The 13,166-nt window shown below is 51.9% G+C and carries 15 protein-coding genes; 8 read left to right on the plus strand and 7 right to left on the minus strand.

Annotation, left to right across the window (positions count from 1 at the left end):
- The first annotated feature begins 43 nt into the window (after window positions 1-43).
- From tsaB to rnd, 4 genes are all read left to right on the plus strand, one after another.
- Window positions 44-739: a tRNA (adenosine(37)-N6)-threonylcarbamoyltransferase complex dimerization subunit type 1 TsaB gene (gene tsaB, locus OGV71_RS16030; protein ID WP_286533629.1), complete on the plus strand. Its 696-nt coding sequence runs from the start codon at window positions 44-46 to the stop codon at window positions 737-739.
- 94 nt (window positions 740-833) lie between these two features.
- Window positions 834-1,418: a Slp family lipoprotein gene (locus OGV71_RS16035; RefSeq protein ID WP_003020975.1), complete on the plus strand. Its 585-nt coding sequence runs from the start codon at window positions 834-836 to the stop codon at window positions 1,416-1,418.
- Between the two features lie 204 nt (window positions 1,419-1,622).
- On the plus strand, window positions 1,623-3,308 hold the full coding sequence (gene fadD / locus OGV71_RS16040; RefSeq protein WP_003020970.1) for a long-chain-fatty-acid--CoA ligase FadD: 1,686 nt from the start codon (window positions 1,623-1,625) through the stop codon (window positions 3,306-3,308).
- Between the two features lie 84 nt (window positions 3,309-3,392).
- Window positions 3,393-4,508: a ribonuclease D gene (rnd, locus tag OGV71_RS16045; RefSeq protein WP_060854772.1), complete on the plus strand. Its 1,116-nt coding sequence runs from the start codon at window positions 3,393-3,395 to the stop codon at window positions 4,506-4,508.
- A 50-nt stretch (window positions 4,509-4,558) separates the two neighbouring features.
- Here the strand turns inward: rnd and OGV71_RS16050 are convergent, their stop codons facing one another.
- On the minus strand, window positions 4,559-5,644 hold the full coding sequence (locus tag OGV71_RS16050; protein WP_016150382.1) for a tartrate dehydrogenase: 1,086 nt from the start codon (window positions 5,642-5,644) through the stop codon (window positions 4,559-4,561).
- 103 nt (window positions 5,645-5,747) lie between these two features.
- Between OGV71_RS16050 and OGV71_RS16055 the strand changes: the two genes are divergently transcribed.
- Window positions 5,748-6,665 (plus strand): LysR family transcriptional regulator, encoded by a 918-nt coding sequence (locus tag OGV71_RS16055; RefSeq protein WP_210958934.1) that lies wholly within the window; start codon window positions 5,748-5,750, stop codon window positions 6,663-6,665.
- An 87-nt stretch (window positions 6,666-6,752) separates the two neighbouring features.
- Here OGV71_RS16055 and minE read toward each other — a convergent pair whose 3' ends face one another.
- From minE to minC, 3 genes are read right to left on the minus strand one after another with little or no spacing between them, the layout of a single operon-like run.
- On the minus strand, window positions 6,753-7,019 hold the full coding sequence (gene minE / locus OGV71_RS16060) for a cell division topological specificity factor MinE (protein ID WP_001185666.1): 267 nt from the start codon (window positions 7,017-7,019) through the stop codon (window positions 6,753-6,755).
- A 3-nt stretch (window positions 7,020-7,022) separates the two neighbouring features.
- Window positions 7,023-7,835 (minus strand): septum site-determining protein MinD, encoded by an 813-nt coding sequence (gene minD / locus OGV71_RS16065; RefSeq protein ID WP_003020956.1) that lies wholly within the window; start codon window positions 7,833-7,835, stop codon window positions 7,023-7,025.
- Window positions 7,836-7,858: 23 nt separating this feature from the next.
- Window positions 7,859-8,566, minus strand: a complete 708-nt coding sequence (minC, locus tag OGV71_RS16070; protein ID WP_003844062.1) for a septum site-determining protein MinC — start codon at window positions 8,564-8,566, stop codon at window positions 7,859-7,861.
- Window positions 8,567-8,692: 126 nt separating this feature from the next.
- Between minC and OGV71_RS16075 the strand changes: the two genes are divergently transcribed.
- The 3 genes from OGV71_RS16075 (at window position 8,693) to ycgN (ending at window position 10,254) form a co-directional block, all read left to right on the plus strand.
- Window positions 8,693-8,986 (plus strand): YcgL domain-containing protein, encoded by a 294-nt coding sequence (locus OGV71_RS16075; protein ID WP_003020949.1) that lies wholly within the window; start codon window positions 8,693-8,695, stop codon window positions 8,984-8,986.
- Window positions 8,987-9,055: 69 nt separating this feature from the next.
- Complete coding sequence (locus tag OGV71_RS16080) at window positions 9,056-9,715, plus strand: fumarylacetoacetate hydrolase family protein (protein ID WP_286533635.1); 660 nt, start codon at window positions 9,056-9,058, stop codon at window positions 9,713-9,715.
- A 92-nt stretch (window positions 9,716-9,807) separates the two neighbouring features.
- Window positions 9,808-10,254, plus strand: coding sequence for a cysteine cluster protein YcgN (gene ycgN, locus OGV71_RS16085; protein WP_003020944.1), 447 nt, complete (start codon window positions 9,808-9,810; stop codon window positions 10,252-10,254).
- Between the two features lie 29 nt (window positions 10,255-10,283).
- Here the strand turns inward: ycgN and OGV71_RS16090 are convergent, their stop codons facing one another.
- The 3 genes from OGV71_RS16090 to nhaB form a co-directional block, all read right to left on the minus strand.
- A complete protein-coding gene (locus tag OGV71_RS16090) occupies window positions 10,284-10,625 on the minus strand; it encodes a TehB family protein (protein ID WP_003020940.1) in 342 nt (113 codons plus the stop codon).
- Between the two features lie 110 nt (window positions 10,626-10,735).
- Window positions 10,736-11,266 (minus strand): disulfide bond formation protein DsbB, encoded by a 531-nt coding sequence (gene dsbB, locus OGV71_RS16095; protein WP_003020937.1) that lies wholly within the window; start codon window positions 11,264-11,266, stop codon window positions 10,736-10,738.
- Between the two features lie 141 nt (window positions 11,267-11,407).
- Window positions 11,408-12,952 carry a Na(+)/H(+) antiporter NhaB gene (gene nhaB / locus OGV71_RS16100; RefSeq protein ID WP_003020934.1) on the minus strand — a complete coding sequence of 515 codons (1,545 nt, stop codon included), beginning with the start codon at window positions 12,950-12,952 and terminating at the stop codon, window positions 11,408-11,410.
- Window positions 12,953-13,166: the final 214 nt, after the last annotated feature.

Below are 13,166 nucleotides of genomic sequence, written 5' to 3' on the forward strand. Positions count from 1 at the left end.
GGTAAGATGCGCGCCAAATTTATTGATCTGATCACAAACACCCATGCGAATTCTGGCTATCGATACCGCCACAGAGGCGTGCTCTGTTGCCCTGTGGAATGACGGTGCTATCAAGGCTCACTTTGAGCTTTGCCCACGAGAACACACCCAACGAATTTTACCGATGGTTCAGGAAATCCTGGCCGCTGGCGATCTCACGTTAACCGATATCGACGCCCTGGCGTTTGGTCGGGGTCCCGGCAGTTTCACCGGCGTGCGTATCGGTATTGGCATTGCTCAGGGGCTGGCGTTAGGCGCAAACTTACCGATGATCGGCGTCTCCACCCTGGCGACCATGGCGCAGGGCGCCTGGCGTAAGTCGGGCGCGACTCGTGTACTGGCGGCGATTGACGCGCGAATGGGCGAAGTCTACTGGGCCGAATACCAGCGTGATGACAACGGCAACTGGCACGGTGAAGAAACCGAAGCGGTGTTAACCCCCGAGCAGGTACATGAGCGTTTACTGCAGCTTTCTGGCGAGTGGGTAACTGTTGGGACGGGGTGGCCAGCCTGGCCTGAGCTTGGTAAAGACAGCGGTCTGACGCTCAGCGATGGTGACGTGCTGCTTCCTGCGGCTGAAGATATGCTGCCTGTCGCCATGCAAATGCTGGCTGCGGGTAAGACCGTAGCGGTCGAACACGCGGAACCGGTTTATTTACGTAACACCGTGGCGTGGAAGAAACTTCCCGGTAAAGAATGAATCTTAGTAGTACATCCCCGGTTTATTTTCATAGACGTCGGTGCACAGCATCGTGAACAGGCCGGGGCAGAAGCTAAGAAAAGGGAGTCGCAATATGGCGGTGCAAAAGCAGTTATTGAAAGGTGTGTTGGCGGGGGCCTTGGCGTTAATGCTTAGCGGCTGCGTCACCATACCGGATGCGATTAAAGGTTCGAGCCCGATGCCGCAGCAGGATCTGGTGCGGGTGATGAATGCGCCGCAGCTGTATGTCGGACAGGAAGCGCGTTTTGGTGGCAAAGTGGTGGACATTCAGAACCAGCAGGGAAAATCCCGTCTGGAAATTGCCACCGTTCCGCTCGATAGTGGTGCGCGTCCAGTGCTGGGTGAAGCCTCTCGCGGGCGGATATATGCTGATGTAAATGGCTTCCTCGACCCGGTGGACTTTCGCGGGCAACTGGTCACCGTCGTCGGCCCGATTAGCGGTACGGTGGACGGAAAAATAGGTAATACGCCGTATAAATTCATGCTGATGCAGGTAACCGGTTATAAACGCTGGCATATTACTCAGCAGATTGTCATGCCGCCTCAGCCTATCGACCCCTGGTTCTACGGTGCGCGTGGCTGGCCTTACGGTGGCTATGGCGGATGGGGCTGGTACAATCCCGGCCCGGCACAGGTTCAGACCATAGTAACAGAGTAACTCTTTGTTTTATTGGTAAAAGAAACAGCGGCCCGTCCGCTGTTTCTGCATTAACGTGGATATAAGAAAAATAAATAGTGACGTGCTTCGCAACCTTGTCGTTGCGTAATAAACAAACTGGTACGCTGAGTTAATATTATGTTAACAGTTTGTTTATTGCCTGGGGTTGTGATGACGACGAATACGCATTTTAGAGGTGATGTATTGAAAAAGGTTTGGCTTAACCGTTATCCCGCTGGTGTTCCTGCGGAGATCAATCCTGACCGTTATCAATCCCTGGTGGAACTCTTTGAACACTCAGTAAGACGGTATGCCGATCAGCCCGCGTTTGTAAACATGGGGGAGGTGATGACCTTCCGCAAGCTTGAAGAGCGTAGCCGTGCGTTTGCCGCTTATTTGCAACAGGGGCTCGGGCTGAAAAAGGGCGATCGCGTCGCGCTGATGATGCCGAATCTGCTGCAATATCCGGTCGCACTGTTTGGGATTTTACGTGCCGGCATGATCGTCGTGAACGTAAACCCGCTGTACACGCCTCGCGAGCTGGAACATCAGCTCAACGATAGCGGTGCGTCGGCGATTGTCATCGTATCTAACTTTGCCCACACGCTGGAAAAAGTAGTCGACAAAACGTCTGTGCAACACGTGATCCTGACGCGTATGGGCGATCAGCTGTCCACCGCCAAAGGGACGCTGGTTAACTTCGTCGTCAAGTATATCAAGCGTCTGGTGCCGAAATATCACCTGCCGGATGCCATCTCGTTTCGCAGTGCGCTGCAAAACGGTTATCGCATGCAGTATGTGAAGCCCGAAGTCGTGTCGGAAGATTTGGCGTTCCTGCAATATACTGGCGGGACAACCGGCGTGGCGAAAGGCGCGATGCTTACACACCGCAACATGCTGGCTAACCTGGAGCAGGTTAACGCCACCTATGGCCCGTTGCTGCATCCGGGTAAAGAGCTGGTGGTAACGGCCCTACCGCTGTATCACATTTTTGCGCTAACGATGAACTGCCTGCTGTTTATTGAGCTAGGTGGTCAAAACCTGCTGATTACTAACCCGCGTGATATTCCGGGGCTGGTAAAAGAGCTGGCGAAGTATCCATTTACCGCGATGACCGGCGTCAATACGCTGTTTAACGCGCTGCTGAATAACAAAGAGTTCCAGCAACTGGATTTCTCTTCACTCCACCTCTCGGCAGGCGGCGGAATGCCGGTTCAACAGGCGGTAGCTGAACGTTGGGTGAAGCTGACAGGTCAGTATCTGCTGGAAGGCTACGGCCTGACGGAGTGCGCGCCGTTGGTAAGCGTCAACCCTCACGATATCGACTACCACAGCGGCAGTATCGGGTTACCGGTGCCTTCCACCGAGGTCAAGCTGGTGGACGACGACGACAACGAAGTGCCGCCGGGAGAACCGGGGGAGCTCTGCGTGAAAGGCCCGCAGGTGATGCTGGGCTACTGGCAGCGACCAGACGCCACTGACGAAATCGTCAAAGACGGCTGGCTGCACACCGGCGATATTGCAGTGATGGATGATGAAGGCTTCCTGCGTATTGTCGATCGTAAGAAGGACATGATCCTCGTGTCCGGCTTTAACGTCTATCCGAACGAAATTGAAGACGTGGTTATGCAACATCCTGGCGTGCAGGAAGTGGCTGCGGTTGGTGTTCCGTCCGGCAGCAGCGGTGAAGCGGTAAAAATTTTCGTGGTGAAGAAAGACGCCTCGTTAACCGATGAAGCGCTGGTCACTTTCTGTCGTCGTCACCTGACGGGCTATAAAGTACCGAAGCTGGTGGAGTTTCGCGATGAGTTGCCGAAATCTAACGTCGGTAAAATTTTGCGACGAGAATTACGTGACGAAGCGCGCGCCAAAGTGGACAATAAAGGCTGAGCGTTAAGTCAGCCAGCAGAAAACGCCGGGTAATCCGGCGTTTTTTTTGGCGCAAACCTAAGAGAGCACGATTTGAATTATCAAATGATCACCACGGACGACGCGTTGGCCACGCTGTGCGAAGCCGTCCGTGAATTTCCGGCGATAGCCCTGGATACAGAATTTGTTCGCACGCGTACCTATTATCCGCAGTTGGGGCTGATCCAGCTGTTTGATGGCAAACACGTTGCTCTGATTGATCCGCAGGGGATCACCGACTGGTCGCCGCTGCGCGATATTCTGCGTGATACTGCCATCACCAAATTCCTACATGCAGGTAGCGAAGATCTGGAAGTGTTTCTCAACACTTTTGGCGAACTGCCGCAGCCGTTGATTGATACACAAATTCTGGCTGCTTTTTGCGGTCGTCCGCTGTCGTGGGGCTTTGCCGCGATGGTGGAAGAGTTTACGGGCGTGGCGCTCGACAAAAGCGAGTCGCGTACCGACTGGCTGGCCAGACCGCTGACCGAGCGTCAGTGTGAGTACGCGGCGGCTGATGTCTGGTATCTATTACCGATCACCACAAAACTGATGGTCGAAACTGAAGCCAGCGGCTGGCTGCCAGCCGCACTGGACGAATGTCGCTTAATGCAGCAGCGTCGCCAGGAGGTTCTGGCGCCTGAAGACGCATGGCGCGACATCACCAACGCCTGGCAACTGCGTACCCGTCAGTTGGCCTGCCTGCAACTGCTTGCCGACTGGCGACTGCGTAAAGCTCGTGAGCGCGATCTGGCGGTGAATTTTGTGGTGCGTGAAGAACACCTGTGGTCGGTCGCTCGTTATATGCCGGGCAGTCTGGGTGAGCTGGATAGTCTGGGACTTTCCGGCAGTGAAATTCGCTTCCACGGCAAGACGCTGATCTCCCTGGTAGAAAAGGCACAGGCCTTACCGGAAGAGTCGCTGCCGCAGCCGCTGCTGAATTTGATGGATATGCCAGGCTATCGCAAGGCGTTCAAAGCCATTAAGACGCTGGTTGCTGAAGTGAGTGCGGAACATAATCTTAGCGTCGAGCTGCTTGCTTCGCGTCGTCAGATTAACCAGTTGCTCAACTGGCACTGGAAATTAAAGCCGCAGCAGACTCTGCCGGAGCTGATTTCCGGTTGGCGTGGCGAGTTGATGGCAGAACGACTCAACGCGCTGCTGCAAGAATACCCACAGTAGAAAACCTAAAAAAACGGGAGCTGGCGCTCCCGTTTTTAATCGGATTTGAGTTAGCGACACAGTGCCTGACGAATGGCTTCACCTACCTGTTGGGTGGTGGCGCAGCCTTTCATATCTGGCGTTTTCGGGCCGCTGGCAATGACCTGCTCAATTGCCGCCAGAATACCGTCGTGGGCGGCTTTATAGTTGGCATCACCGTTGCCAAGGAAGTCGAGCATCATGGCTCCAGCCCAGATAGTCGCTATAGGGTTGGCGATATTCTGACCGTAGATATCCGGGGCCGAACCGTGTACCGGCTCGAACAGGGACGGGAAGGTGCGTTCCGGATTTAAGTTGGCAGAAGGCGCAATGCCAATCGTTCCGGTACAGGCTGGACCGAGATCGGAGAGGATGTCACCAAACAGGTTGGAAGCAACCACGACGTCAAATCGCTCAGGCTGCATGACAAAGCGGGCGCACAGAATATCAATATGCTGTTTATCCCAGCGGATCTCAGGATAGTGTGACGCCATCGCTTCGACGCGTTCATCCCAGTAGGGCATGCTGATGGCCAGCCCATTGGATTTGGTCGCCGAAGTCAACGTTTTGCGTGGTCGACTTTGTGCCAGTTCAAAGGCATAACGCAAAATTCGGTCGACGCCACGGCGGGTGAAGACCGACTCCTGGATCACCATCTCGTGTTCAGTACCTTCGCTCACGCGTCCGCCGAGGGCAGAGTATTCTCCCTCGGTGTTTTCGCGTACGACGTAGAAATCAATGTCGCCAGGCTGCTTGCCAACCAGTGGGCAAGGAACTCCCGGAAACAGGCGCACCGGTCGCAGGTTGACGTACTGGTCGAATTCGCGGCGAAACTTAAGCAGCGAACCCCATAATGAGATGTGGTCAGGCACGGTGTCCGGCCAGCCAACCGCGCCAAAATAGATAGCATCGAAGGATTGCAACTGCTCATGCCAGTCATCGGGCATCATCTTGCCGTGATGGGCGTAGTATTCGCAGCTGGCCCATTCCATTTGCTCAAAGCTGAGCGACAACCCCCAACGCTCGGCGGCTGCCTGCAACACATGAATGCCCTCAGGCAGGACTTCTTTACCAATGCCATCTCCGGGGATAGCGGCGATACGCCAGGTTTTCTTCATAGCAGCTCTCACTTGTGCGCCATCAAAATTGACTTTCCCCTCATCCTATAATTGACTGATTAATAGTTAATCCCCCTAACTGGTGAAACATAAAACACAGATCATGAATAATCTGCCGCTGCTAAATGATTTACGCGTCTTTATGCTGGTTGCCCGTCGTGCAGGATTTGCCGCCGTTGCCGAGGAACTGGGCGTATCACCGGCTTTTATCAGTAAGCGCGTTGCCCTGCTGGAGCAAACGCTGAATGTAGTGCTGCTGCATCGAACAACGCGGCGCGTAACCATCACGGAAGAGGGGGAGCGGATCTACGAATGGGCGCAGCGGATCCTACAAGATGTCGATCAAATGATGGACGAGCTTTCTGATGCCAGGCAGGTCCCGCGGGGGATGCTACGTATTATTAGTAGCTTTGGCTTTGGCCGCAGGGTGGTGGCTCCGGCGCTGTCGGCGCTGGCAAAAGAGTACCCGCAGTTAGAACTGAGGTTCGATGTTGAAGATCGTCTGGTGGATATGGTGAATGAGGGCATCGATCTTGATATTCGTATCGGGGATGATATCGCGCCGAACCTGATTGCCCGCAAGCTGGCGACTAATTACCGTATTTTGTGCGCCTCGCCGGAATTTTTGACGCAGCATGGGACGCCGAAGCAACTCAACGATCTTGTCACTCTTCCTTGTCTGGTGATCAAAGAGCGCGACCATCCGTTTGGTATCTGGCAAATGCGCAATAAAGAGGGCGAGCATTCGATTAAAGTTACGGGACCTCTGTCGTCTAATCATGGCGAAGTGGTACATCAGTGGTGCCTTGATGGCCAGGGAATAGCCCTGCGGTCATGGTGGGACGTTTGCGACAACATTGCCAGCGGAAACCTGATACACATATTGCCCGAGTATTATCAACCAGCAAATATTTGGGCGGTGTATGTTTCCCGGCTGGCGACGTCGGCAAAAATCCGTATTACGGTCGAGTATTTGCGCCGCTATTTTACCGAAAACTATCCAAAGTTTACTTTGGAATAAAAGTGCAACAGGTTGGCAAGAAACAGAAAATAAAAAAGGCAGAATAATCTGCCTTTTTTTGTAACGATAACTCTCTGAGTAAAGTCGTTATTTAGATTCTTCGGCTTCAGGCAATGTCACGTTAAGTTCGAGGATAGAAATATCGCCGTCTTTTTGCTCAAGCTGTACGGTCACCATTTCAGGATCAATTTGTACATACTTGCAGATAACCTCGAGAATATCTTTCCTCAACTGCGGTAAATAATGTGGCTCGGCGTCACTACGACGGCGTTCCGCAACAATAATCTGCAGTCGCTCTTTAGCGATGTTCGCTGTGCTCTTTTTCCGCGAGAGAAAAAAATCCAGTAATGCCATAACTTATCCTCCGAACAGGCGTTTGAGGAAACCTTTCTTCTCTTCTTCAATGAAGCGGAAAGGACGTTCTTCTCCCAACAGACGGTCTACGGTATCAGCATAGGCTTTACCGGCATCAGCATTGATGTCGAGAATAACCGGCTCACCCTGGTTAGACGCGCGCAGGACTGACTGATCTTCAGGAATCACGCCAACCAGCTTGATTCGCAGAATTTCCAGTACGTCTTCCATGCTCAGCATGTCACCTTTATTTACGCGGCCAGGGTTGTAGCGCGTCAGCAACAAATGCTCTTTAATCGGATCTTCACCGTTTTCCGCACGACGAGATTTCGACGCCAGAATACCCAGAATACGGTCAGAGTCACGTACAGAGGAAACTTCCGGGTTAGTGGTGATTATCGCTTCATCGGCAAAATACAGGGCCATCAGCGCACCGGTTTCAATACCCGCCGGAGAGTCGCAGACAATGAAGTCGAATTCCATCGTTTTCAGGTCGTCCAGAACTTTCGCGACGCCTTCACGCGTTAGCGCGTCTTTATCGCGAGTCTGTGAGGCCGGAAGAATAAAGAGATTTTCGGTACGCTTATCTTTGATTAACGCCTGATTTAACGACGCATCGCCCTGAATAACGTTGACGAAGTCATAAACGACGCGGCGTTCACAACCCATAATCAGATCGAGGTTACGCAGGCCGATATCAAAATCAATAACGACAGTTTTCTTTCCCTTCTGGGCCAAACCTGTAGCGATGGCCGCGCTGGAGGTGGTTTTGCCAACGCCCCCTTTACCCGAAGTAACAACAATAATGCGTGCCATAGAAATTCCTTGTTAAAAAGGGATCAATTCAACGGTTGAACTGTCAAAGCGTTCTCTGCTAATTGCAGACGTGCCGCTTTGCCATAAAATTCTGCTGGGATTTTATCACTCAGCCAATAAACACCTGCGATAGACACCAGTTCTGCCGTCAGATGGGTACAAAAAATTTGCGCTTCCCGATCACCGCTAGCGCCTGCCAACGCACGGCCTCTCATCATTCCATAAACATGAATATTGCCATCAGCGATAAGCTCTGCGCCTGCACTGACGTGGCTTGTAACAATCAGATCACATTGTGGTGCATAAATGCGCTGACCGGAACGAACCGGCACATTTATTAATCGTGTTTTTGTGATGGGAGTAACGTTTTGCGGCGGAGCGACGTGAGCCGGGGCCTCAACGGGCGCAGGACGAATAGCTTTTTCTTTACCTTCAGTCAGTAAAGGAAGACCCATTTCGTCGATTTCAGCCTTGAGTCTGGCGTCTTTGCATCCGCTAACGCCGATAATGCGCAATCCAGTAGACGCGACAACTTTCTGCAACGCTGACCAGTTTACTGGGCTTTCAAGACCACTCACGTTAACCACGACGGGAGCATGTTTTAAAAAAGCAGGTGCCTGCGCGATTTTGTCTTCCAACGCCTGACGAATAACCTCGGGTTCTGCTTCATGTAAGTGAACCACTGATAAGGTGAAGCTACTGCCTTTAAGCTCGATTGGCGTGTTTGACATCCTGGCCTTACTCAATTTGCTATTTATCATCCCCAGCGCGGGGTGATATTCCGAAGACTATAAGGCATGTTATAGTCAGTATTATATTGAGGCAAGCCACCATTCCGTGAATTCAGAGTAAAAGATATGTTTTGTGTGATCTACCGAAGCAGTAAACGTGACCAGACCTATTTATATGTCGAAAAAAAAGACGATTTCTCGCGAGTTCCTGAAGAACTGATGAAAGGATTTGGTCAGCCGACGCTGGCAATGATGTTGCCGCTTGATGGCCGTAAAAAGCTCGTTAATGCCGATCTGGAAAAAGTAAAACAGGCACTCACCGAGCAGGGCTATTATTTACAAATACCACCACCGCCAGAAGATTTACTTAAACAGCATCTGGCTGCGGCGAAACAAAATACACCAGACGCTAAACGTTAAACTGCATCCGGCAGCAGCACGCCCCATCGATGCAGTACCTGAAATCGATAACTACGTTAGGGGAAAATAATGTATCAACATCATAACTGGCATGGTGCTCTGCTGGATTATCCGGTGAGTAAGGTGGTTTGCGTAGGGAGTAACTATGCCAACCACATTAAAGAGATGGGCGGAACCCCTCCGGAAGAGCCGGTGTTGTTTATCAAACCGGAAACTGCGCTATGCGATTTGCGCCAGCCGCTGGTGATCCCATCTGATATGGGTTCAGTTCACCATGAAGTTGAGCTGGCGGTACTGATTGGCGCGACCCTACGTCAGGCGACGGAAGAACATGTGCGCAAAGCCATCGCGGGCTATGGCGTCGCGTTGGATCTGACCCTGCGTGATATTCAGGGCAAAATGAAGAAAGCGGGGCAGCCGTGGGAAAAAGCGAAGGGTTTTGATAACTCTTGTCCGCTGTCGGCTTTTATTCCGGTGGCCGAGTTTAACGGCGATCCGCAGGATACGATGCTGGGGTTAACGGTCAACGGTGAAACACGCCAGCACGGCTCCACGGCGGATATGATCCATCAAATCGTTCCTTTGATTGCCTATATGAGTCGTTTCTTTACCCTCAAAGCGGGCGATGTTGTGTTGACGGGGACGCCAGCAGGTGTTGGGCCGTTAAACAGCGGTGATGAGCTGGCCATCAGTTTTCATGGTCAAACGCTGACGACACGCGTGCTGTAATCTCTTCTTGCCGCCTTTTCGGGCGGCAAAACTTGCATCAGCGTGCCAGACTGGTTATAAGGTGCAGCTTTATTGCAATAGCGGATACCCTGATGAGCGACATACCTTTCTGGCAAAGTAAAACCCTGGATGAAATGACCGATGCCGAGTGGGAGTCATTATGTGACGGGTGTGGTCAATGCTGCCTGCATAAGCTGATGGATGAAGACACCGACGAAATTTATTTTACCAACGTCGCGTGTAAGCAGCTCAATATCAAAACCTGTCAATGCCGTAATTACGAACGCCGATTCGAGTACGAGCCTGACTGTATCAAACTGACGCGCGATAATCTGCCTACCTTTGAATGGCTGCCGATGACCTGTGCTTATCGTCTGTTAGCGGAAGGTAAAGGGCTGCCGGAGTGGCATCCACTGCTGACGGGGTCCAAAGCGGCAATGCACGGCGAGCGTATTTCAGTACGTCATATTGCGGTGAAAGAATCGGAAGTGCGTGACTGGCAGGACCATATTTTGAACAAACCTTCATGGGCGGACTAAGCCGCCCATCGATTAGCAGGCGTAAAGGCTTAAGACTTTTTCGCCTGATACATCTCATCTCCATGGTTGTCATCTTCAACCCAGAAATTGATGTTGAATTGGGCGTCGTCGCTTAATTCAACGCGATGCCAGTACTGCGGCGGGCTGGTCGCGAACTGACCGGCATTAATCACCACTTTTACTTCAGGCTCTTTTGCGTCTTCATTGGCAAAACCGTAATACGTTACCGTACCTTCCATCACACAAAGCTGGCCAAAAACGCCTGCTGCAGTGTTATGGTGAGAAAGAAGTGCTGCGGGGACATTGTCTTTGGTAAAGAAGGGAGTAGAGCGTTTAACTTTCCAGTTTGCCGGGATGCGTAAATGGGACATAAGACATCTCCTTGGTGTGGCATCTATAAGATGTATTTAATATACATCTTATAGATGCCAGCAGGCAATGAATTTAAGCCAAAAAAAACGCTCCCGAAGGAGCGTCTCTGTTAGCGACCGAAGAGGTCACGTTTTTTCGGTTTGAACGGCTGTGCTATCACCACCAGCACGGCGACTACCATGTAGGCGGCGAAGATCCCCAACAGCCACTGCGGCATTTCCAGGGTTAAAAAAGACCACTGACGCTCAGCACAGTCACCGGACGCTAAAAACACCTGCGGCAGCCATTTGTCCAATGGCAGCCAGCTTGGGAAGCGAGCGGCAAAATCACAGGTCATAAACGGGGATGGGTGCAGCTGAATCATGGTGTGCTCATATGCTAACTGAAGTCCGCGCCAGGCACTGTAAATCCAGATTATCATCGCCACATAACGCAGCGGTGTTTTTGGTGCAATAGCACCCACCAGCCCTGCACCCATCACGCCAAATAATGCGCTACGTTCGTAAATACACAACACGCAAGGTTTTAGCAGCATGACGTGCTGGAACCACAGCGCAACGAGCTCCAGCGCAAAGGCGGTTAACGCCAACAATAACCATGCCCCACGACCTCGGGAGCACTGGTTTAAAAATCGCAACATAATCATTTCCCTGCAACATGCGTAGAGACCGCAGTTTAAACCAATTCACTTTATGCGCCACTAGCGGGAATTGAAAATTTGCGTAATCGGATAATTATCATGCAAAAAGTCAAACCGGGCAGTGATTTGCCCGGTTAATTGTTATGAAAGTGTAGCTAACCAGCCCGTTTGGGTCATCCACTCGGTCACCGGGACAAGCGTGAACTCGACGCAAAGCAGACCGACGAGCGTCAGGACGAGAGTATAAGGCAGAGCCATCCACACCATGCGACCATACGAGAGGCGAATTAACGGCGCCAGTGCAGAGGTCAGCAGGAACAGGAATGCAGCCTGGCCGTTTGGCGTGGCCACCGAAGGCAGGTTGGTCCCGGTATTGATCGCCACCGCTAACAGCTCATACTGATTGAGGCTGATGGTCCCCTGTTCCAGCGCGGCTTTGGCCTCGTTAATGTAAATGGTACCGACAAATACGTTATCAGAAATAGAAGACAGCAGGCCATTGAAGAGATAGAACAGCGTCAGTTGGGCATGTTCTGAGGATTGCAATACGAACTGAATGATCGGCGAAAAGAGCTGTTGATCGATAATCACCGCAACAACAGAGAAGAACACGGTCAGCAGGGCGGTGAAGGGCAGCGACTCGGTAAAGGCTTTACCTATCGCATGTTCGTCGGTGACTCCCGTCAAGGAGGTTGCCAGAATGATGACCGACAAACCGATCAATCCTACTTCAGCCAGATGCAGGGCCAACGCAACTACCAGCCAGACGCCAATAATCGCCTGGACAATCAGTTTGATTTTGTCCTGGCGGGTACGTTGCTGGCGGCTCTGATCGTCAAACTGTTGCAGGACATCACGGACGGTCTCCGGCAGCGTTTCGCCATAGCCAAACCAGCGCAATTTCTCGACCAGTACACAGGTTAACAGGCCGCAAATCAGTACCGGGACGGTAACCGGCGACATGCGCAGGAAGAAGTCGCCAAAATGCCAGCCAGCCGCTTTGGCGATAATCAGGTTTTGTGGCTCGCCCACCATGGTCATCACGCCGCCTAACGCCGTACCGACACCCGCGTGCATCATCAGGCTACGCAGAAAACCACGGAACTGTTCAAGAACGACCTTATTGTGCTGATCGATATGGCTGTCATCGAGCATGTTGTTGTCTTCCGCGCGGGAAGAGGCAACGCGATGGTAGATGCCATAAAAACCGACCGCAACGCTGATTACCACGGCCACGACGGTCAGCGCATCAAGGAACGCCGAGAGGAAAGCGGCCGCAACACAAAATGCCAGCGACAGCAGCGTTTTGGAGCGAATAGTGAGTAGCAGACGCGTGAAAATAAACAGTAGCAGCTGCTTCATAAAGTAGATGCCTGCCACCATAAACATCAGCAGCAATAACACCTCAAGGTTTGCGGCAACCTCTTCACGAACATGCGTTGCGCTGGTCATACCAATAATGACAGCTTCGATAGCCAACAGCCCGCCAGGCAGCAGTGGGTAGCATTTTAACGCCATCGCCAGCGTGAAAATGAACTCGGCCACCAGCAACCAGCCGGCGATAAAGGGGTTGATGAAAAAAATAATCGGGTTAACGACTAAGAAGACAAGCAGTGCAAGTTTGTACCAGTCTGGTGATTGACCTAAAAAATTGCGCCACATCGCGCGGCCCCATGATAGCTCCATGGTGATTTCCCTACCTTTAAAAATGAAATCATATTTTTATGTTTGACCGCAAAGCTTAGCGGGAGGAGGGAGTACAGGCAAGCTATTCACAAGACTGGCAAGATTGGCTGTATTGCAGCGTTATTTGGAAAATGAAGCCTTGATCCACTTTTTCTTCATTGCGTCAGCTATCAGCTAAGATACCCATCTGGTATGATGTGTGTAACTATGTTTT

Source organism: Citrobacter sp. Cf088 (assembly GCF_030334295.1).
In the GTDB taxonomy this organism is placed as follows: domain Bacteria; phylum Pseudomonadota; class Gammaproteobacteria; order Enterobacterales; family Enterobacteriaceae; genus Citrobacter; species Citrobacter freundii.